This is a genomic window from Oscillatoria sp. CS-180, assembly GCF_028330965.1.
Taxonomy (GTDB): domain Bacteria; phylum Cyanobacteriota; class Cyanobacteriia; order Phormidesmidales; family Phormidesmidaceae; genus Halomicronema.
The window spans coordinates 1-21,269 of the sequence record NZ_JAQMUB010000067.1 but is presented as its reverse complement, the minus strand read 5'-3'; the positions used below and the strand labels follow the sequence as shown (position 1 = coordinate 21,269).

Genomic DNA, 21,269 nt, shown 5'->3' with positions numbered 1-21,269 from the left:
TTGAGTTCTCAACTTTAAGGAATTCAAAACTCAAAACTCAAAATTCAAAACTCCATCATCCCATCACCCAACCACCCCCTAACCCCCCATGGCACAGCAAAGCATCTACACCGTCGGCGGTACCGTGCAAGCCGGCAGCGGCCTTTACATTCCTCGGCAGGCGGATCAGCAACTGCTAGAGCTTTGTCGCAGCCGCACCTTTGCCTATGTGCTGACGCCGCGACAGATGGGGAAGTCCAGCCTGATGGTGCGAACGGCGGAGCAGTTGCGGGACGAGGATGTTTGTACGGCGATCGTTGACCTCCAGCCCATTGGCGCTAGCGTTTCTCAAGAAGAATGGTACTTGGGGCTGCTCACCGAGATCGAAGAACAGCTCGATCTGGATACCGACCTGCTGGACTGGTGGGAAGACCGCGCCCATCTGGGGTTTGCCCAACGCCTCACTCGCTTTTTCAAAGAGGTGGTGCTGACCGAAATCGACGGCCCCGTGGTGGTCTTTATTGACGAAATTGACACCACCCTCAGCCTCGACTTCACCGACGACTTCTTTATCGCCCTGCGCTACTTCTACACAGACCGCGCCCAAAATCCCGAATTCCATCGCTTGTCCTTCGTCCTCATCGGCGTCGCCACCCCCGCTGACCTGATCCGCGATTCTCGCCGCACCCCCTTCAACGTCGGCCAGCGAGTAGATCTTACCGACTTCACCCCCCAAGACGCCGCCCCCCTCGCCGCTGGCCTCGGCCTACCCGACCCCGACGCCCAACAGGTCCTGACCCAAATATTGCAGTGGACCAGCGGTCACCCCTACTTAACCCAGCGCCTGTGCCAAGCCGTCACCGAAGACATCAGAAACCAGGGGCTGGAAGTTAGAAATCAGAAATCGGCAGAAACCCATAACCTACAGCCTATAACCCATAACGAACGACGAATAACCAACAACGATATTGACCACATCGTTGCCGCCACCTTCTTCGGTACGATGGCCAACCGCGACAACAACTTGCAGTTTGTCCGCGATATGCTCACCCAGCGGGCGCCCGACCTTTACGCCGTGCTGACGACCTATAGAGATATTTGGCGAAAACGTCGGCTGATTGAGGATGAGGAGCAATCGCCGATCAAATCGCACCTGAAGCTGTCGGGCATTGTGAAGCAGGATGCGGATCGGACGCTGCGGGTACGGAACGACATCTATGCCACGGTGTTTGATGGGGAATGGATTCGGGAGAATTTACCCGTTAACTGGCGTAAGCGGATTAAGCGCTTGCAGGGAGCCATTGCCGCCAGCGTTGTACTGATGGGGTTAATGGGGGGGCTGATGACTTGGGCGCTGTGGGAGCGGGGACGGGCGACTGCTGCGTTAGAGGATGTTGAGGAGGAGCGCGATCGGGCTGAGGGCGAAGCTGCAAGAGCTGAAGCTGAAGCCCAAAGAGCTGAAGCAGAGGCTCGCAATGCGGAAGTAGCTTTAGACGAAGCTGAGAAACAGCAGCAGCTTGCAGAACAGCGGCAGCAGGAAGCTGAGATAGCAACACAACAGGCTGAGGAACAGCGACAACAAGCCGAAGCCCAGCAACAGCAGGCAGAAATAGCCCGTCTTTCAGAGGCGGAACAGAGACGAATTGCGGAACAGCAGCGGCTTGGTGCGGAGCAGGCCCGACTAGCAGAGGCAGCGGCTAGGAAAGATGCAGAGGAGGGGCGTATTGTTGCTGAAGCAGCTACCGAAAGCGCGGAAAAAGCAACCCTGCGCGCTGAGAAGCAGCAGCAAATCGCCTTAGCAAGACAGTTAGCAGCTCAGGCAGACTCTACTCGACGTCTGAGAGGCAACTTACTACCTGCCAGTATTCTTTTAGCAGTGGAGGCAATTCAACGTTTTCTGGCTGTTGAGGAAACGATTTCTATAGGGAGTGCAGATGCTGCATTGAGACACTATACTCTGCTAGCTCCTCAACTAGCTCTTTATAAAGATGCTTCTTCCATAACGTTCAGTCCTGATGGTCGTTACCTAGCTATGGGTAACGATGACGGGACCATCACTCTACAGAATTTGAGAACCGAAGAGACTCGTCTCATCTATAACCATGCTAGTAATGTCAATACTTTGAAGTTTAGTGCTGATAGCTCAGCAGTGGTTTCAATCAGTAACGATGGTCTAGCGGTTGTGCAAAGGTTAGCCGATATTGCTGCTAATCCACTCACTATTCAGCAGTTTTCAGGTCAACTGGAGACAAGTCAATACCTGGATCAACACGTCGAAAATAAACTATCAGATGAAACTCTATCTGAAGAGCGGTATTTTGCCATTCACAAGTTATTCGGGGAGGCTGGGCAACGGATATTCATTAAGCTTAAAAGCAATGATTTCGATACATATCTCTATTTGTTAAACGAAGAGGGGCAGCTTATAGCCTCAGATGACGATGGGTTAGATGGTTGGAATTCAGGTGCGAATATTGTTTTACCTACTACTGGTGACTATGAAATTGTTGTTAGTTCGTACAAAGCACAAGAAATTGGTCGCTATGAATTGAGTATTCAACTGGGAACCCAGGGAATTGCTTTGGGAGAACACACCTCTGAAGTGCGAGCGATCGCCTTCAGCCCTGATGGAGAGCGAGTAGCTACTGCTAGTTGGGACGCCACAGCGCGGATATGGAATTCTGTCAACGGTATAGAACTGGCTCGTCTTAACCATGAGAAAGCTGTCCAATCGGTTGCCTTCAGCCCTGATGGAGAGCGAGTAGCTACTGCTAGTGGAGATGCTACGGCGCGGATATGGGATGCTACTGATGGAACAGAACTAGCTCGTCTTAGCCATGGTAGCGCTGTCCAATCGGTTGCCTTCAGCCCTGATGGAGAGCAAGTAGCTACTGCTAGTGGAGATGCTACGGCGCGGATATGGGATGCTACTGATGGGACAGAACTAGCTCGTCTTAACCACGGTAGCGCCGTCCAATCGGTTGCCTTCAGCCCTAATGGAGAACGAGTAGCTACTACCAGTCTTGATAATACAGCACGGGTATGGAACGTTGTCAGTGGTGCAGAACTGGTCCGCCTCAACCATGATGGTATTGTTCAATCGGTTGTCTTTAGCCTTGACGGAGAGCGAGTAGCTACTGCTAGTGGGGACGCTACAGCACGAGTCTGGAACGCCGTCATTGGTACGGAATTGGCTCGCCTCAACCATGGCAGTGCTGTTCAAGCAGTGACCTTTAGCCCTGATGGCGAGCAAGTTGCCACTGCCAGTTTCGATGACACTGCACGGGTCTGGAACGCTAATAGTAGTACTGAAATGGCTCGTCTAGATCATGATAGCGTTGTCCAGGCAGTGACCTTTAGCCCCAATGGCGAGCAAGTTGCCACTGCCAGTTTCGATGACACTGCACGGGTCTGGAACGCTAATAGTGACACAGAACTAGTTCGTCTAAATCATGATAGCGTTGTCCAGGCGGTGGCCTTTAGCCCCGATGGCGAGCGGGTAGCCACTGCTAGTGGTGACGCTACAGCAAGGATTTGGGATGCGGCCAGTGGTACAGAACTGGCTCGCTTAAATCATGATAGTTTTGTCCAAGCAGTGACCTTTAGCCCCGATGGAGAACGAGTGGTCACTGCCAGTTTGGATGATACAGCGCGGGTATGGGATGCGTTTAGCGGTACAGAATTGGCTCGTCTTAACCATGATTTTGATGTCCAAGCAGTGGCCTTTAGTCCTGATGGAAAGCAGGTAGCTACTGCCAGTCTTGATAAAACTGCACGGCTATGGGATGCCTTCAATGGTATGGAACTGGCCCGCCTTAACCACGATGACGTTGTCCAAGCAGTGACCTTTAGCCCCAATGGTGAGCGTGTAGCCACTGCTAGTGGTGACGCTACAGCAAGGATTTGGGACGTCGACAGCGGTGTGGAACTGGTTCGTCTAAATCATGATAGCGGTGTTCAATCAGTGGCCTTTAGCCCCGATGGTGAGCGGGTAGCCACTGCCAGTTTTGATGCTACGGCGCGGGTATGGGATGTGGCCAGTGGTACAGAAGTGGCCCGCCTCAACCATGATGACGTTGTCCAATCAGTGACCTTTAGTCCCGATGGCGAGCGGGTAGCTACTGCCAGTCTCGATGCTGCGGCGCGGGTATGGGACGCCGACAGCGGTGTGGAACTGGCTCGTCTAAATCATGATAGCGGTGTTCAATCAGTGGCCTTTAGCCCCGATGGCAAGCGGGTAGCAACCGCCAGTTGGGATGCTACGGCCCAAGTTCGCTATACATATCCTGAAGATCTGATTGCTCAGGCATGCCAACGACTCACTCGTAATCTCACTATTTTGGAATGGCAGCGCTATTTGGGTGATGAGTCATACCGTCGTACCTGCTCGAATTTACCCTATCCTGACGACTACGAAGATTTTCTGGAGCAGCAGAGTAGTAGCGAGGAAGTCAGTGGGCTGAGGCCCTCTTTTCAGGAAGTAGGACAGACTCTTTTGGGTAAAGAGTGATAGGAAATGGGTCATTATCAATAGTCGTGTAGAGGGACACTGCTTTTTTGTCGAGCATGAATCTGTACTGCCGGTTTGGGGATCTTCACCCTATCAACCTCTTCTAAGATGACTTACCTTGTTAGCCTTTCCCTGGAGGACCTACCCTGTTAGCCCCTCCCTGGAGGGGAAAGTAATGTTGGTGGGCGACTACGGTTGAACTCCTGCCCGGCTTCTTGTAGGGTGTAGCTTGCGGGGAATGGTTTCAGGCGGGGAAGAGAGAGGGTGCGACCTCTCAAATCCCCTGAACATCCCGAACTTAAGCTAGGTAAGTCGAGACGCCTGGAGTCATTGTATTCCGACTGTCTTGTCCTACCGCTACACGAGGTAATTTGCCAACTGCATTGGAGTCTGCACTATGCAGGCTTGCTGTAGTTGTGTGGAATTCTACTAGGGTCATCGAAGCCCGTTCTAGCGGGCGTTGGCGGCGCTGTAGGAAATCCTGGGCAACTTATTCTCATAGGGAGCTGGAGTGTTCCCCGTTTTCCTAAGACGAAAACGGAGATAACCCGTCATGTTTCAATCGAATGCTGGTGAAGAGGCTCCGGTCTCTTCTGCGTTTAACCTGCCGTCTTTTAATCAAGAGACGGTGCGGCACATTCTACTGGGCGACTACGCCGCTCTCATTGCGGTGATGATGCGTTTGGCAGCGCTGGGGTATTGCGATAGAACGGCTTGGAGCGATCCTTTGCCCACAGGCCGCAGCGGTGAGTACATTAGCGTCATGACCCGCAGACGGACCTTGCCGTAACGTTCAAAGACAGCCATAGCCATCTGACTATGGCTGTCTAACGCTAAAGAAAAACCCGTTTCCCCTCCGGGGAGGGTTTAAACCCTCGAAAAGGCCCGCCCCGTCCTACGAACTCCGGCGGAGGGGGTTTAGCCCTTAAACGCTTCTGTTACGCCCTTGATAGTCTGATCCCGAACTCGGGTTAATTTAGCCCTGGGCGGAGGGGCAGAGGTCGGCGAGTTGGCAGCGATCGCACGCGGGTTTGCGAGCATTACAGACGGCTCGTCCGTGATAGATCAGCCGGATGGACCAGTTTTCCCAGTCGGGCTGGGGCAGCAGCTTCATTAGGTCGGGTTCAATTTTGCGCGGGTCGGTATGTTGAGTGAAGCCTAAACGATTGCTCAGGCGTTTGACGTGGGTATCGACGGTGACGCCAGCATTGATGCCAAAGGCGTGAGCAAGTACCACGTTGGCGGTTTTGCGGGCGGCTCCTGGCAGGCTGGTCAGCTCCTCCATCGTTTGCGGCACCTCACCCCCGAAGTCTGTCACAATCTTGCGGCAGGCTCCCTGAATATTCTTCGCCTTGTTGCGGAAAAAGCCTGTTGACTTCACCAGCGCTTCGATGTCCGCCACGTCTGCCTCCGCAAACGATGGAGCATCTGGAAACCGCGCGAACAGGGCCGGTGTCACCTTGTTGACTCGCTCATCAGTGCACTGGGCTGACAAAATGGTTGCCACTAATAGCTGTACAGGGGTTTCATAGTCCAGCGAGCAAGTAGCGTCGGGATATAGGTTTTTTAGGCGGGCCAGAACTTCCAAGGCCCGCTTCTTAGTCGGCGGCAGCTTACGGCGCGGACTCACTGCAGCAGATCCTGAAAGATTTCCAGCTGAGAGGTATCTCGCACGATTAGAAAGACGCCCAAGCCCAGCAGCAGCACGAGTCCTGTCTGCATGACGTTTTCCTGCAAGCGCTCTGGCAGCGGTCTGCCTCGCAGGGCTTCAATCAGCAAAAAGGCCAGCTGACCACCGTCCAAGGCCGGCAGCGGCAGGATGTTGATGATGGCGAGGTTGATGCTGATGATGGCGGTGAAGGGAAACAGCGTCGCCGCGTTGGAGGAAGCCAGGTCGGCTCCCTGCTCGACGATTCTCACCGGTCCGGCAACCTGACTCGCCATCTGAGAGAAGTTGGTGATCAGCGCCGCAAACCCTTGCACGGTCTGTATGAACATGCCCTGAAACTCTTGAGCGGCTAAGCCAAATATTTCAAAGACGGTGTTGGCGCGGCGATACTGTAATTCGCCATTGCGCTGGAGCTGAACGCCGATAACGGACTTACCGTTGGGTGCCAGTTCAGGAGTCACCGTTAGATCCAATAGTTCATCGTTGCGCTGAACCATCAAATCGATGGGGCGCTCAGGATTGTTCTGAATCAGGTCGACTAAATCTTGAACCGTGTTTTCCTCGGCGTTGAAGTCGAGGCTATCAGCAGACAAAATGACGTCTCCGGGACGAATGCCCGCCTCAGCTGCTGGAGAACTCTCGGAAATGATTTGTGGGATGAGAATGCCCGGCTCTGGATTGAAGGCTTGGGGCACGCCAACGGATGCAAACTGAGCCACAAACACTAGATAGGCAAACAGCAGGTTCGCAATGACGCCCGCACTAATAACGATCGCCCGATCCAAAACAGGCCGATTTTTCAATAAATCGGGGTCTTGTGGTGGAATGTCGCTTTCTGGATCGTCGTCAGGAAACCCAACAAAGCCCCCCAGCGGAATCGCTCTCAGGGCATATTCTGTCTCGGGTCCCTGATATTTCCAAAGAATCGGCCCAAAACCGATGGAGAAGCGGTTGACGTGGATTCCTTGGAAACGAGCCGCCAGGAAATGACCGGACTCGTGAACAAAGATGAGTAGGGCTATGACAGCGATCGCGGCCAGAACGGACATAAAATTTAAGGGTTTGTGAAACAAATAGGTTTTCCTATTCTATCTGGCTGACCTCGATATCACAGGGAAAATTGTTTCGGTCGCAGGACGGAGATTACGAATCGACCGCAAACGCTTTATTTATGGCGGTAGTGAGCGATCGCGTCTTTGATGAGGGAGATTTGTTGGAGCAGGCGATCGCTCTGCAAGAGGCCCTTAGCTTTATCGATGCCTTGTTCCAAACTGTCTGCTACGCCGCTATGCCAAAGGTAGAAGCCGCCGTTCCAGAGGGCAATGGGTGTGAGGGGCGTGGTGGTGCCGGATAGGGTTTCTTGCAGCAGGGTTAGGTAGTCCAATTCGGAGTCTAGGTCGACTTCTTTGCTGTCGCCCAAACCATAGTCGCGGGCGTGAAGAATGAGACGTTCTTCGCTATCCGGACCGAATACGCCAATGATGGCGGCCCGAGCACGAGGCAGATCGGGGCTGCCTTCCAGTCCTTTAACGGTGCTGAAGTGGGGTACGCCAATAGTGGTTAAGGCTCCTTTTGCCAGATTCTCCGTGGGGGGATGAACGTAGCCCACCATGACGCGGCAGTCCCCTCCATAAGGACACCACATCAGTTCTAGGGTCGCCTGGGGTGGACGTTTGCCAATCTGCTCGCGATAGGGCACCAGCGTTTGAGCGGACGGAAAATGGTCGGGCAGGTGCAGATAGCCCTGGTAGGTTTGCTGAAAGATGGACTGAATGGCTTCTAGGGATAGTCCAGTCCAGTCGATTCCCAAAGATTGCCAAATGGCAATTAGGGGCAGGCCATATTTGGTGGGCATTCGTTCGCCGCCGTGGAGCAGCACTGGGCAGCCCATGGCTGAAAGCATTAGCGCTACGAGCGGTTGGGCAGGGGCGGTGCGCGATCGGCCATCATAGGGCAGTCCAAACACGATCGCCGGATAATCGGCGGCGATGGGGCGCAGCAGTGGCCCGACTTTGGCATAGGTATCTAAGAAGCCTGCTAGCTCTGTGAAATGGGGACGTTTGATGCGATGGGCAATCATAAAGGCTCCGATTTGAGCCGGAGTCGCTTCTTCAGACAGCATCAATCGAGCAGCCTCAGCAGCCTCTTCACGGGTCAAAACGGCTGAGGTGTGCTGTCCACTGCCGACTTTTTTAAGGAGTGCTCGAAATGCTTGGCTCATTGGAATTAGATGCTTTTGGCAGATAGAAGTTCAGGGAGATCGCGATGGGGCAAAAAGACGGCACCTCGTTCTAAAACAAGCTGGCAAAAGCTTTTGATGACAGGAATATTTAAGCGATCTGACGTGGTGACTAGTACGACCCTGCGTGTGAGGCTGGGGGCTTCTGTGGGTCGGATGGCTAGGGTTGGATCGTTGAAGCTTTCGGCGAGAGCTGATTGGGGCAGCAACGCCGTCAAGTTTCCTTCACGAACAACGCCCCGGAAGGCATCCAGCGTATTCAATTCCACAGCGGTTTGCAGCTCTCCGCCACTGCGCTCAAACTGGGTCTGCACTAAGCGCTGCATCCCATAGCCGTCTTTAAACATTACCTGGGGATAGTGTGCTAGCTCGGCCCACGGCACCTGTTCAAACTGAGTGAGCGGATGATTGGCTGCCATCAAAACCTCGACGGGTTCTTCATACAGCGGCTGGACAGCCATGTCAGGGCTGGCAGTGAGGCGCTCATTGTCCATCACGATCGCCACGTCAACGAGTCCGTCTCGCAGGACTTTCAGGGAGCGATCGCTCCCCAGGGCTGTGACCCGCAACTGCACGTGGGAATAGTTTTGGCAAAACTGCTTCAGCACGGGCGGCAGCAAGTATGAGCAGACCGACTGAATCGCCGCGACGCAAAGTTCGGGCTGCTTGCCAGCCATCAGGTCGGCAATGTCTCGGGTGGCCTGGCGCCAGTCCTGGCAGATGCGGCGGGCCTTAGGCAGCAAAGCTTCGCCCGCCACGGTGAGTTTAACCTGTGCCGCTCGGTGCAATAAGGGCGCATCCAGTTCAGCCTCTAATGCTTGAATCTGGCGGCTGATGGTGGATTGCGTGACACCACACCGTTTGGCAGCCTGTTGGAAGCTTCCCGTCTCGGAAACCAATAAGAATGATTCAAGCTGTTCTACCCGCATTCGCCTTCAACGTATCGGAGCTGTGTATTCTAAACCCGTTCAAAACTCTGAGCACTTCCGCAGACTGTGCTGTAAGTACAGCAGGCATCCGCATAGGATGGGCAGGCCCATCTCACGCTAGCTCTAGGAGACTAGAGACCTGTTTGCGTAAGCCTCTTATTGTCGGTTTATGAATAAGTAGCAGATACAGTGACGTAGCTTAGTATCAAGCATTGCTAAATATCAATCCTATCGACTGAGTCAGTCTTAGGAAGTGTCGGGGGACTAGAATCCTAGACCCCTAAATAAATCAACTGCTATAGAAGTTTTTGGAAGTTGGGATTGGCACCCAGGGCTTTAACTGCTTTTTTAATATCTTGAGTACGGCTTTTGTGGACAACCAGCGTGGCTTTGCCATCGCGCACCACAACCACGTCTTCTAGACCAATGGTGACCACGACCTCATCCTCGTCCGAGGTGTAGATTACGCTGCCTGTGGTGCCTAAGCCCAAGTGCTGCGCCATCTCTACGTTGGGTTGTTCTGGTGACTTCAGCAGACGCTCAACGGCATTCCAATCGCCCAAGTCGTCCCAGCCAAAGGAAACAGGCATGACGCAGGCTTTGTCCGTTTTCTCCATCACGGCATAGTCGATGCTGAGCTTATTTAATGATGAATAGGCATCCACCCCTTTGGCTCTGAGGGGCACCATGATTTCTGAAGCATGGGTATCTAGCTCTTGCAGCATAATCGCGGCAGGAAAGATGAACATGCCGCTGTTCCAGCTGAAGCGACCGCTCGCGATGAAGTCTTGTGCTGTGGTTTGATCGGGCTTCTCAGTAAACCGAGCCACTGTGTAAGCGGGGAGATTGCCAAAGCTGCCAATAGCATCGCCCTGCTCAATGTAGCCATAGCCGGTCGCTGGAAACGTGGGGGTAATTCCCAGGGTGGCGATCGCCGATTTCTCAATGGCTAACTCAGCAGCGGCTTTCAGCGTATCGCGGTAGGCGTCCTCATCGGCAATCCAATGATCGGCGGGAAAAAAACCTGCGATCGCTGAGTCGCCATGCCGTTTTGCGACTTCTAATGTAGCCCAAGCTACTGCGGGAGCGGTATCTTTTCCTTCAGGCTCAATAAGCAAATTGCTGTCAGGCAGTTGTGGCAGTTGCGATCGGATACCGTCTGCTAAATGAGCTGCGGTAATGACCCAAAGCGACTCCCAATTTCCTGCCAGAGGAAGGAGACGTTTTGCTGTGGACTGTAATAAGCTGAGGCCGCTACCGTCCAAACATAAAAATTGTTTAGGGTGCTGACGACGGCTGACAGGCCAAAATCGTTCGCCTTTTCCGCCTGCCAAAATGACTGGAATTACCGTTTGGGACATGGGGCTGACACTCCAAATACTGTCCGCCTTATCGTACCCAAAGCTTGAGAAAAGCAAGATATAATCGCCGTAATCTTTTGTTTATATTCGCAAAAACCCGTTTGGAGAGTGTCGTTTTTGGGCTTCCTACATGGGAGTGCAAAATGAGACCTACCATCCCCAGGAACCGTCTTATGTCGTGTGAGGATACATGTCGCCGTCTGTAGAACCCCCACCTAATAAGTTTCGCTCTGCACCTCTTGAGCAGACGGCTACTCAGTCTACTCCAATCAATGCTCCTCAAACGCCAAACGGGTTCTCGAATCAGGTCATGCCTTGGCTGCGCCGCCTGGGCTGGACAGTCGCTTTTACAGGAACTGCGATCGCCTCAGCCTTGGGCGGTGCTCTGTTTGCGACCTCAGTTCCTCTGCCGGGATGGCTTGCTCACAAAGCAGCTGAGCCTCTCAATCTGGGTGAACTCTGGCAGTCCGGTTTTCGCTATCAGGTGACCCGCCCTGTCAATATCTTAGTCATGGGCGTCGATATTCCTGAACCGGGTGATGAGGACGCCGACACCCTGTTTTCTGGTCGCTCTGACACGATTCTGATAGTGCGAATTAACCCAGAAGACAGCACGGTCAACTTACTGTCTATTCCACGAGACACCCAGGTCGATATTCCGGGTGAGGGCGTAGCGAAGATTAATCACGCCAACTTGGCGGGTGGCCCGGAGCTGGTGGCTCAGACGATTCAGACCAATCTGGGACCGGTTCCTATTGACCGCTACGTGCGTGTCAGCACCGGTGCGCTACGGGAACTGGTGGATTTGCTGGGCGGCGTCGAGGTCAGGGTGCCTCACCGCATGGTCTACACGGATGAAACTCAAGGTCTCAACATTAATTTGGACGAGGGCTGGCAAACGCTGAATGGCGATCAGGCCGAACAGTTTGCTCGCTATCGGGGTGACAGCATTGGCGACATTGGCCGAGTGCAGCGCCAGCAAATTCTCATGAAGGCTCTCCGAGAACGGCTGACGCATCCGACGGTGATTCCTCGCTTACCGCAGGTCATGCGAGTCATGATGCAGTATGTCGATACGAATTTGACTCTGGAAGAAACGTTAGCTTTGGCAAATATGGGAATGGAGATTGAACCCAATGATCTACAGATGGTGATGCTGCCAGGGCGTTTTAGCACGCCAGATGAGTACATTGCTAGCTACTGGGTTCTAGATCCTAGTGCAACGCAAGGCATCATGAATCGCTTTTTCCAACTTGACGACGTGGCTTTGCTGACCAGTCGTGATGATCAAACGATCACCAGCATTCCCATCGCGGTTCAAAATGCTTCCGGTGAGCCGCAGGTTGCCGGTGACGTTGCCCAATATCTGCGCCAGGAAGGGTTTCAAAACGTGTATACCATTTCTGACTGGTCAAGTGAAATTCAGCGAACTCAGGTTGTTGCCCAGCGTGGGGATCTGCGCAGTGCAGGCATTGTCGCGTCTATTCTAGAAGTTGGACGGGTGGTCGCTGATTCCACGGGTGATCTGCAATCAGAGCTAACCATTCGAGTTGGACGAGACTGGCTGATCGTCGCTCCTGAAGAGGACTAGGGAACGGGAACTTATTTAAGTATCAACGTTGAGCTTTGGATTCGCCAATGACTCAATCATTCAAAACTCAAAAGTGAGAACTTAAAATTCATGCATTCCTAAACCGTTAGCGATCGCGTAGGTGAGAGCCGAAGGCAGCAGAATGAAGCAACCATACGGGAGGATTATCAAGCTTGCAGGTGCGCTAGTGCTAGCGGCGATCTGGCTGCTCCTCATGACCGACCCCGCGATCGCCTCAGTGCCTTAACCACTGCCCTCTAGATTCATACATCCAACAGCATCCGGATGCTCACGCATAGCCAGATCGCTCGCCGTCTTGATCCAGCAAAACTAGCGACGGTCATAGTCGCGCGCCAGTAAACAAGCACCCTTACTCCTCACTCCCTCTTCCCCATTGCCCAGACCGTACTCAAGCAAAACAACTAACGCTGAATGACAAAGTAGCTTCTAAATTCCCCCCACCCGTCCGTCCGTTTGCCTTTCACTACAGCCAGTCCTGAAACGTTTGCCAGCACGTGACCTCTTCCAGCAGTGAGCGATAACCCAGAACGTTGGGGTGCAGGCCATCGGTTGAGATGCGCGATCGCCACCAGGCATCTCCTCGACTAAGCCACAAATCAAAAATGTCTAGATAAGGGATGTTCTTTTGCCGACATAGCTGTCTCGTCGCTTCTTTATATCGATACTGATCGAGATGGCGGTAATGCAGGACCTCTGCGAACGGCATCCGCTCTTCCAAGACAGGGGTCATGCCGATGAAGGCGACAGGGCACAGCGCAGAAGCGGCGTCCAACAGCTCCAGCATCTCCTCTTGAAACGTATCGAAGTCTGTGAGATGACGGCCTGTTGGCTTGCCGACTCTAGCCGCGTCATTCATGCCGACCGATAAAAACAGACGATCAGGAACACGATTTCTGAATTCTCCGCGCGTCTGAAACTCTTGCACCAGCCGCAGAGAAACGCGCTGTACCGTGTCTCCACGAACACCCAAATTATAGATGGCGTGACCGGGTGTCTCGGGCTGCAGCCAGCGACGACGTAATCGCTCTACCCAGCCGCCACCTTCAGGGTCACCGTATCCGTATACCAAGCTATCTCCGATCGCAACTACTCGCTGTTCTACCCGCTCTTCTTTGAGGGCTCGCGATCGCGTCAGAGGAGATGCCGCTACCATGAATAATTTCTCGCTCACATCACTATTCGAAACAGTGGAAGTGGGTTCATTTCCACGGGTTACTAGGCGAATTTATCATTCTAAAGATATCTTTTCAAACTTTCATACCTAGCGATATCGAGAATTCATTCGCTGGCCTACATCCGTGAATTGTTGTTGAGGAAATTTGTGGTATTCTAGGAGACCGTGTGTTTAGCCTCAGAAGTAAGACAAAGCCTCAGCTTTTCAGGTGATGAATTGCGATGAGACTGGGTTTTAGAACATGTGCACCGAAAGCTGATTGCTGTCGAGACGCGATTTCTTTATTTTGCCAGCGTCCTATCTGGGTTTGAATCTTTGGGAGCAGGTCAAGCAGGCGCTGCTAGCCTAGATGGAGATAGTCGTACTTTCTCAGCAGGACTCTGAAGGTTGGGGGAACACGCTGAGAAAAGTTGAGATTGGCTTTCTAGGCTGACTCAGTTTAGGTTGTTGATATTTCGGAGAGTTGTGGGGCGATCGCATGGCGAAGAAAGAAGCTGAGAAAAAGGACACTAAGGGCAGCAACCGTGAGGCGTCGTCGACTCAGTCTGCCTCTAATGTGAATGCGGTTGCTTTCTTAAAAGGAACCAAGGAAGAGTTGGCTAAGGTTGTTTGGCCCTCTCGGCAGCAGCTGATTAGCGAGTCAGCGGCGGTGATCTTGATGGTAAGTCTTTCGGCAACGCTGATCTATTTGATTGATCAGCTATTTGGCTGGGCGTCTAGACAGGTGTTTTAGATGATTTCGGAAGCAGAGTTTCAGTCTGACGATAATTTAGGCTCGGCGGATGACCAAAATGATCAGCCGAAGAAGTCTTCTGCACGATGGTATACCGTGCAGGTTGCTTCGGGCTGTGAGAAAAAGGTGAAAGCTAGCCTAGAGCAGCGCTTGCAGACCTTGGATGTGGCAGACCGAGTGCTGCAAATTGAGATTCCTCAGACCCCGGTCAAGAAGGTCCGCAAAGACGGCACTCACCAGAACGTCGAAGAGAAGGTCTTTCCAGGCTACGTCTTGATTCGCATGATCATGGATGACGAAGCTTGGCAGGTCATCAAAAACACCCCTCACGTGATCAACTTTGTGGGGGCTGAGCAGCGCCGTGCCTATGGACGGGGACGAGGGCACGTTAAACCGATGCCGCTAAGTCATGCCGAAGTCGAGCGCATCTTTAAGCAGACGCAAGAGCAGCAGCCCGTCATCAAGGTCGATATGGAAGCGGGCGATCGTATCACCGTTTTGTCGGGTCCCTTCAAAGATTTTGAGGGTGAGGTTATCGAGGTTAGCCCTGAGCGTAGTAAGCTGAAAGCTTTGCTATCCATCTTTGGGCGAGATACCCCGGTAGAGTTGGAGTTTAATCAGGTACAGAAAGAGAGTTAATCGATGGCAAAGAAGGTTGTTGCGCTGATTAAGTTGGCGATCCCTGCGGGGAAAGCCAACCCAGCACCGCCGATTGGCCCTGCTTTGGGCCAGCATGGCGTGAATATCATGGCGTTCTGCAAGGAATACAACGCTAGAACTGCTGATAAAGCCGGTCTAGTGGTTCCAGTAGAAATTTCGGTTTTTGAGGACCGAAGCTTTACGTTCATCCTCAAGACGCCGCCCGCGTCCGTCCTCATTAAAAAAGCAATTGGCATTGAGAAAGGTTCGGGACAGCCTAACCGAGAAAAGGTGGGTACCATTACTCGCGACCAAATTAAAGAGATTGCTGAGACGAAAATGCCTGACCTCAATGCAAACGATATTGAGGCAGCGATGCGGATTGTTGAGGGCACTGCCCGCAATATGGGTGTAACAGTCGCTGACTAATCGCTTGATTATCCGTTTGTTCAAGTTCACTGAGTGGGGAAGAAGTTTGGCTTCGCTAGCACCCCAAGGAGATTACGTTTAATGTCTAAGAAAGTATCGAAGCGGTTGAAAGAGCTGCAAGAGAAGGTTGCTGACAAAACTTACGAACCGTTAGAGGCGCTGTCGCTACTTAAAGAGACGGCAACTGCAAAGTTTGAGGAATCTGCCGAGGCTCATATTCGTTTGGGTATTGACCCCAAATATACGGATCAGCAGTTGAGAACAACGGTGATTCTGCCTAAGGGTACGGGACAAGACGTTCGAGTTGCCGTGATTGCTCGGGGTGAGCGGGTTTCAGAAGCGTCTAATGCTGGAGCCGATCTCGTCGGTTCAGAAGAATTAATCGACGAGATTCAGAAAGGCATGATGGACTTCGACGTTCTGATTGCTACGCCAGACATGATGCCTAAGATTGCCAAGTTAGGTCGTCTGCTGGGGCCTCGTGGTCTCATGCCTTCGCCAAAGGGGGGGACCGTCACCACTGATCTACCCACTGCGATCGATGAGTTTAAGGCCGGTAAGCTGGAGTTTCGAGCGGATAAAGCTGGAATTGTCCATGTCCTGTTTGGCAAGACCAAGTTCGACGCTCAGGATTTGCTAGTCAACCTCAAAGCTTTGCAAGAGTGTGTTGACCGCAATAAGCCTTCGGGCGCTAAGGGACGCTACTGGCGGACTATGTATGTTTCTGCTACAATGGGGCCTTCGATTGAAGTCGATATTAGTGCTTTGCGCGACTATCAGGTGGCGGAAGCAGTTTAAGTTTTTTGTTGTCACTGGGGAAACGCCTCGGATACTCAAATCAACCCCCAATTGAATTAGTAACCGAAGACAGCAGGCATTGATAAGTCCTGCCGAGGTTCAGACGCTTTTTGAAGCACTTGCTTGTCTCTGTTGATACAAGCTGTGTTTTAAGGCCTGAAGCCTCGGCATTGCCGGGGCTTTTTAGCTGCCTGCTCCAGCGACCATCAAGCTTGCTTAGGAGTGGATCCTAACCCAAGAGGAGGTGAGACCGAATATGGGTAGAACACTAGAAAATAAGCGGGAGATCGTTACAGAGCTGAAAGAGTTGCTCAGCGAATCTCAACTCGCCCTTGTGATTGACTACAAGGGCTTATCTGTGGCTGACATCACAGATTTGCGCAATCGCCTGCGCGAGAAAGGGGCTATCTGCAAAGTGACCAAAAACACGCTGATGCGGATTGCCGTCGAAGAGGACGACAACTGGAAGCCCATGACGCAGTTCCTCAAGGACTCGTCAGCTTTCTTGCTCGTCAAAGAGGACTTGGGTGGCGCGATCAAAGCCTACAAAGGTTTTCAGAAAGACACCAAGAAGACTGAGCTTCGCGGTGGCGTGATGGAGGGACGAGCGCTTAACAACGACGACCTCGAAGCCATCACCAACCTGCCAACCAAAGAAGAGCTTATTGCTCGGATTGCTGGAGCAATCAATGCGATTCCGACCAAGCTGGCTGTAGGCACTAACGCTGTACCCACCAAGCTGGCTGTGGGTATCAAGGAAGTTCCCGCATCGTTAGTACGCGCCGTCAAAGCCGTATCCGAAAAGGAGCAGGATGCTGCTTAGTCCTGCTGACATCTTTTTTCCAACCCGTTTTGTAATTTGTACATAGGAGAGACCCCATGTCTGAGAAGACCGATCAAATTCTAGAAGAACTGAAAACGCTGTCTTTGCTAGAAGCATCTGAATTGGTTAAGCAGATTGAAGACGCTTTTGGCGTTGATGCGTCGGCATCTGGCGGTGGCGGCATGATGATGATGCCCGGCATGATGCCGGGTGCGGCTCCTGGTGCTGAAGCTGAGCCTGAAGAAGAGAAGACTGAATTCGACGTCGTTCTGGAAGAGTTCCCGGCTGACAAGAAGATTGCCATCCTTAAGGTAGTCCGTGGTCTGACTGGTTTGGGTCTGAAGGAAGCAAAGGAGATCGTAGAATCCACTCCTAAAGCTATCAAGGAAAGCGTTTCCAAAGACGATGCAGAAGATGCTAAGAAGCAGCTAGAAGATGCTGGCGCTAAGGTCAGCCTCAAGTAACCTCTGCTTCTAGTATTTTTCGTGATTCCAACTCCCCTGGTCGGTTCGCCGACTGGGGGTTTCTTTGATTTCCCTAACCGTTATATACGATATACAAGCTACTGATAATTCTTTGAATGTGCTTTATGACCACCGTCATCGTTGCGACTGGAAACCCCGGCAAGCTCCACGAGATGCAGACCTACTTAACTGATTTGGATTGGGAGTTAGCGCTAAAGCCTGCTGAAATTGATGTGGAGGAAACGGGCACGACTTTTTTGGAGAATGCCTGTTTGAAGGCCTCTGAGGTAGCAAAGGCAACTGGAGAATGGGCGATCGCCGATGACTCTGGCTTGATGGTAGATGCCCTCAACGGTGCTCCTGGTCTCTACACTGCTCGCTATGGACGGACAGATGTCGAGCGTATTGAGCGCCTCTTGCGAGAACTATCAGAGGTATCGAATCGAGCTGCTCAGTTTGTGTGCGCGATCGCCCTATCGCAACCAGACGGTACGATTGCTCTGCAAACCGAAGGGACCTGTCCCGGTGAGATTGCCGACCAGCCCAGCGGCACTGGGGGATTTGGCTACGACCCAGTTTTTTACGTGCCATCCGTAGGCAAGACTTTTGCTGAGATGAGTCGTGAGGAGAAAGATCGGCTCAGTCATCGAGGCGTGGCATTTGCCCAGCTCATGCCGAAATTGCGATCGCTGAAACTATCATCGTGACTGTCCATTAAACTGTCCACTCATGGACAGAGGTTGAGTCGACTTTAAAGGGGCAGTTTTTCTTAAAAGATTGTCTATTAGGACTGACGCAGGGTTCCTGACATTCCTCAATTGTGGGACCGTTGAATCCAGCTTCCCCCAATTTGAGGGTTAAGGGCCGAAGCCGGATTCAACGGCATCAGTCCGCTCTATCTTGACCAAACTGTTAAGGTTCGCTGATCAGCCAAGCGACGATACTGACGACCACTGCGGCCACTAGCCAAAGTGGAGTGGGAGGCAAGAGATAGCCGACTAGATGCGGCAGCCCATCAATAACGGCTGTCACTAAGTAGGCGATCGCAATCAGAATCAGCGTAAAGATCAAACTCATTTTTGTTTCGCTTGCTTCAGATAAACAGGGGCGCTCGGTGGTACTGGGACGATTTCTGTCAACTTGGTGACACTTTACAATGTGACTGATACAGAGGCCCGTCTGCCAACACTTACACCACCATAGAGAGGTCGAGGGACAGGCTAGACGTTCTGTTCCCTCCTGAGTACGGTTGTGGCCATTGGGTAGGACAATCAAGGACGTTAGATTTGTGCCCGTTAGGGATTAACTCTGCTGTCTGTTTCTATCTTTCTACCTTTTGCTACACATTTTCTGACAAACACGCGAGGGTTATGACGATGATTACTCAACTCAACTCCATGCTTCGTCGCCCCCTATCTATTCTGGGCGGCATGGCAATGCTTTTAGGGGCTTCTTCAGCGTTGGCTCAATCCGCCAACTTCGAAGGCATTACTCTATCGGCGTATCCCCCAGCCGGAGCTAGTGTAGACGGCAGTATTGTCGGGTCTTTTTCACTCTCCAGCATTGCCAATAGTGACAGCCAAGGCAATCTTTGTGCTGGTTTTGCTGACACTAATCCCGATCACATTCTCACTTTGGAAAGCGATTTTCCGACCCTAACGGTGACTGTAGATAGTGGCGAAGACACAACGCTACTCATCCAAGGCCCGACTGACAACGCTATCCGCTGTGGTCAAGACATCAGTCGCAGCAATATGGATGCTCGGATTAGTGGTCAGAATTGGCCTGCAGGGACTTATCGGGTCTGGGTTGGTGCTCACAACCAAGGGCAGCGATTCAACTACACGCTGACCGTGGAAGAATAGGGTTTATCGTTATGCAAAGATATGGGCGTAGACTGGAGTCACTCTTCTATCTTTGTCCTTTTGCCTCTGTCATAACGGGATGCCATCTTACCTATGATTGAAGTCGATCACTTGCACAAGGTCTATGGATCTACAGTCGCTCTGAAGGATGTTTCCTTTAGAGCGGAACCGGGAGAGATTCTAGGCTTTCTGGGACCCAATGGCGCAGGCAAAACCACCACTATGCGGATTCTGACCGGGTATTTGCCTGCCACGAGCGGTACTGCCAAAGTCGCTAACTATGACGTTCATACCGAGTCTATGGCCGTCCGTCAGCACATTGGTTATTTGCCGGAACGTCCACCGCTCTATCCCGATATGACCGTTGAGGGCTTCCTAAACTTTGTCGGGCGGATCAAAGGCGTGGCGGCAGGCGATCGCCCCGAGCGCATCAGCCATTCTATTCGGCGCTGCGGCTTAGACGAAAAGCGGTCAGTCCTGATTCGCAAGCTGTCTAAAGGATTTCGTCAGCGGGTCGGCATTGCCCAAGCGATCGTGCATGATCCAGACGTGATTGTGCTGGATGAGCCGACTTCAGGACTTGATCCCCGACAGAACAGTGAAGTCCGAGAACTGGTTCGTAGCCTGGCTGGGGATCACACGATTATTCTTTCGACGCACATCCTGCCGGAAGTCGATGCGACTTGCGATCGCGTTGCCATTATCAACAAAGGGCACCTCGTAGCGGCAGGCAAGTTGAATACGCTGATGAGTCAGCTGACAGGCACCAGCAGCTATGGTTACAGCGTGGAGGTGCGTGGTGCTCCTGCTAATGTGCAAGGTACCCTTAAAGCCATCCCTGGCGTTAATTCAGTGGAGTTAGAAACGTCTAAGTCCCAGAAAGATTCTCGCTATCAGTTCATCGTGACGGCAACTCGAAAGGATCATGGTGAGGCGATCGCGGCGGCGATCGTTCAGGCTGGGTTTGGCCTCTGTGAACTACGCCGCCATCGGGTCAGTCTTGAAGATGTGTTCCTCAATCTAACGACCGAAGAGTCGATAGACGAATCTGCGGCTGAATCAGAAACCCCGACGGAATCTCGGGTGGAAGGGAGTGGCGAGCCTGCGGCAACAGATGCTTAGGAGATTTCTGACGATAAAAATGCCCGGCTGTGGTGCATGACGCTGCGCTAATGAGACCTACCAGCAGTCAATTCTTTCCTAGAAATCCCCCCAGCAGTCGCGTTGTTGTACAGGTAGAGCCTGATCCCGCTATCGCACTGCTTCTATCAGACGCGAGAAATAGAACTGAGTTTTAGTCATCGCTCTGCGTTCGATTGTCCAGCCCAAGGATTCTAGAACGCCAACAACGTCCTTTTCTGCATGGAGATAAGCGCGAGTTGCTTTGCTTGGTCCAGGAAAAAAGCTTCCAACCTTTTTGAGCAGGCTGTAGAAGGGCGTTTTAGGGGCAAAGCTCAAAATGACGCGAGAGTCTGCCAGAGATGAAAGATGCTTGATCATGTCGCCCGCTTTACTCTGGGGATAATGAATCAACACATCCAGGCAGATAACCGTGTGATACCGACCGGATAGCGACTCTAAATCAGACGCCTGAAAGTTGGGCATTCGGTCAGCTGGCAAAACGGCTTGGGCTCGCTCTTGGGCCTCACCTACCATCTTCTGCGAGATATCGCTGGCATTGACGATCGCCCCTGCTTGTGCCAGAGGAATACTCAAGCTGCCTACGCCACATCCCGCATCACAGATTGAGAGTCCCTGCAAGTTGCCCTCTGCTCGCAACCAATCCATCAGGGTGTCAATGGTTTGCTGATGCCCTTTACGGATATCAAGCTGCACCTTATTAACTTTGCCATCGCCATAGATCCGTCGCCACCGATCAAATCCCGTGGCGTTGAAGTACTCACGAACGACCGTTTTATCGTCTATAGCGTTAGTCATGATTGCGAGGATAGATTTTGCTCTACGCGAAAGTAATCACAGCTTCACATTCTATTACTTTCTGCAACGTTCCTGAGGAAAAAAGGAGAAAGGGAGAACGGTAAAAT

20 protein-coding genes are annotated in these 21,269 nt (G+C 52.3%); 12 read left to right on the top strand and 8 right to left on the bottom strand.

From position 1 onward, the window contains the following. The first annotated feature begins 88 nt into the window (after positions 1 to 88). The gene (locus tag PN498_RS15745; RefSeq protein ID WP_272063815.1) at positions 89 to 4,489 is read left to right on the top strand and encodes an AAA-like domain-containing protein; all 4,401 of its coding nucleotides are present in this window, start codon (positions 89 to 91) and stop codon (positions 4,487 to 4,489) included. A 553-nt stretch (positions 4,490 to 5,042) separates the two neighbouring features. Next, complete coding sequence (locus PN498_RS15740) at positions 5,043 to 5,279, top strand: hypothetical protein (protein ID WP_272063814.1); 237 nt, start codon at positions 5,043 to 5,045, stop codon at positions 5,277 to 5,279. A 186-nt stretch (positions 5,280 to 5,465) separates the two neighbouring features. Here PN498_RS15740 and nth read toward each other — a convergent pair whose 3' ends face one another. The 5 genes from nth to PN498_RS15715 form a co-directional block, all read right to left on the bottom strand. Next, entirely contained in the window at positions 5,466 to 6,119 is a 654-nt protein-coding gene (nth, locus tag PN498_RS15735; protein WP_272063813.1) for an endonuclease III, read from the bottom strand. Further along, positions 6,116 to 7,207: an RIP metalloprotease RseP gene (rseP, locus tag PN498_RS15730; RefSeq protein WP_272063810.1), complete on the bottom strand. Its 1,092-nt coding sequence runs from the start codon at positions 7,205 to 7,207 to the stop codon at positions 6,116 to 6,118. The genes nth and rseP overlap by 4 nt, the downstream gene beginning before the upstream one ends. A gap of 116 nt (positions 7,208 to 7,323) precedes the next feature. Further along, positions 7,324 to 8,379 carry an anthranilate phosphoribosyltransferase family protein gene (locus tag PN498_RS15725; protein WP_272063809.1) on the bottom strand — a complete coding sequence of 352 codons (1,056 nt, stop codon included), beginning with the start codon at positions 8,377 to 8,379 and terminating at the stop codon, positions 7,324 to 7,326. 5 nt (positions 8,380 to 8,384) lie between these two features. Then, positions 8,385 to 9,326 (bottom strand): LysR family transcriptional regulator, encoded by a 942-nt coding sequence (locus tag PN498_RS15720; RefSeq protein ID WP_272063808.1) that lies wholly within the window; start codon positions 9,324 to 9,326, stop codon positions 8,385 to 8,387. A 296-nt stretch (positions 9,327 to 9,622) separates the two neighbouring features. Further along, positions 9,623 to 10,687, bottom strand: a complete 1,065-nt coding sequence (locus PN498_RS15715) for a mannose-1-phosphate guanylyltransferase (RefSeq protein WP_272063806.1) — start codon at positions 10,685 to 10,687, stop codon at positions 9,623 to 9,625. A 190-nt stretch (positions 10,688 to 10,877) separates the two neighbouring features. On the opposite strand from PN498_RS15715, the gene PN498_RS15710 reads away from it, so the two are divergent. Further along, entirely contained in the window at positions 10,878 to 12,278 is a 1,401-nt protein-coding gene (locus PN498_RS15710; protein ID WP_272063804.1) for an LCP family protein, read from the top strand. Between the two features lie 484 nt (positions 12,279 to 12,762). Here PN498_RS15710 and PN498_RS15705 read toward each other — a convergent pair whose 3' ends face one another. Further along, the gene (locus PN498_RS15705; protein WP_272063802.1) at positions 12,763 to 13,452 is read right to left on the bottom strand and encodes a GDSL-type esterase/lipase family protein; all 690 of its coding nucleotides are present in this window, start codon (positions 13,450 to 13,452) and stop codon (positions 12,763 to 12,765) included. Between the two features lie 499 nt (positions 13,453 to 13,951). Between PN498_RS15705 and secE the strand changes: the two genes are divergently transcribed. The 7 genes from secE to rdgB all read left to right on the top strand — a co-directional run bounded on the left by secE (position 13,952) and on the right by rdgB (position 18,066). Then, the gene (gene secE / locus PN498_RS15700) at positions 13,952 to 14,206 is read left to right on the top strand and encodes a preprotein translocase subunit SecE (RefSeq protein ID WP_272063801.1); all 255 of its coding nucleotides are present in this window, start codon (positions 13,952 to 13,954) and stop codon (positions 14,204 to 14,206) included. Then, positions 14,207 to 14,845, top strand: a complete 639-nt coding sequence (nusG, locus tag PN498_RS15695; protein WP_272063800.1) for a transcription termination/antitermination protein NusG — start codon at positions 14,207 to 14,209, stop codon at positions 14,843 to 14,845. It abuts the gene before it with no gap. A 3-nt stretch (positions 14,846 to 14,848) separates the two neighbouring features. Beyond that, positions 14,849 to 15,274, top strand: coding sequence for a 50S ribosomal protein L11 (gene rplK / locus PN498_RS15690; RefSeq protein ID WP_272063799.1), 426 nt, complete (start codon positions 14,849 to 14,851; stop codon positions 15,272 to 15,274). 81 nt (positions 15,275 to 15,355) lie between these two features. Further along, positions 15,356 to 16,072, top strand: a complete 717-nt coding sequence (gene rplA / locus PN498_RS15685; RefSeq protein WP_272063798.1) for a 50S ribosomal protein L1 — start codon at positions 15,356 to 15,358, stop codon at positions 16,070 to 16,072. A 256-nt stretch (positions 16,073 to 16,328) separates the two neighbouring features. Further along, positions 16,329 to 16,895 carry a 50S ribosomal protein L10 gene (gene rplJ, locus PN498_RS15680; protein WP_272063797.1) on the top strand — a complete coding sequence of 189 codons (567 nt, stop codon included), beginning with the start codon at positions 16,329 to 16,331 and terminating at the stop codon, positions 16,893 to 16,895. A gap of 56 nt (positions 16,896 to 16,951) precedes the next feature. Continuing rightward, entirely contained in the window at positions 16,952 to 17,359 is a 408-nt protein-coding gene (rplL, locus tag PN498_RS15675; RefSeq protein ID WP_272063795.1) for a 50S ribosomal protein L7/L12, read from the top strand. Positions 17,360 to 17,484: 125 nt separating this feature from the next. Continuing rightward, positions 17,485 to 18,066 (top strand): RdgB/HAM1 family non-canonical purine NTP pyrophosphatase, encoded by a 582-nt coding sequence (gene rdgB / locus PN498_RS15670; protein ID WP_272063793.1) that lies wholly within the window; start codon positions 17,485 to 17,487, stop codon positions 18,064 to 18,066. Between the two features lie 205 nt (positions 18,067 to 18,271). Here the strand turns inward: rdgB and PN498_RS15665 are convergent, their stop codons facing one another. Continuing rightward, positions 18,272 to 18,436: a hypothetical protein gene (locus PN498_RS15665; protein WP_272063792.1), complete on the bottom strand. Its 165-nt coding sequence runs from the start codon at positions 18,434 to 18,436 to the stop codon at positions 18,272 to 18,274. A gap of 299 nt (positions 18,437 to 18,735) precedes the next feature. On the opposite strand from PN498_RS15665, the gene PN498_RS15660 reads away from it, so the two are divergent. Both PN498_RS15660 and PN498_RS15655 read left to right on the top strand, forming a co-directional pair. Then, positions 18,736 to 19,224, top strand: a complete 489-nt coding sequence (locus PN498_RS15660) for a hypothetical protein (protein ID WP_272063791.1) — start codon at positions 18,736 to 18,738, stop codon at positions 19,222 to 19,224. Between the two features lie 93 nt (positions 19,225 to 19,317). Continuing rightward, positions 19,318 to 20,346, top strand: coding sequence for an ABC transporter ATP-binding protein (locus PN498_RS15655; RefSeq protein ID WP_272063790.1), 1,029 nt, complete (start codon positions 19,318 to 19,320; stop codon positions 20,344 to 20,346). Positions 20,347 to 20,475: 129 nt separating this feature from the next. Here PN498_RS15655 and bchM read toward each other — a convergent pair whose 3' ends face one another. Continuing rightward, positions 20,476 to 21,162, bottom strand: coding sequence for a magnesium protoporphyrin IX methyltransferase (gene bchM, locus PN498_RS15650; protein WP_272063788.1), 687 nt, complete (start codon positions 21,160 to 21,162; stop codon positions 20,476 to 20,478). Positions 21,163 to 21,269: the final 107 nt, after the last annotated feature.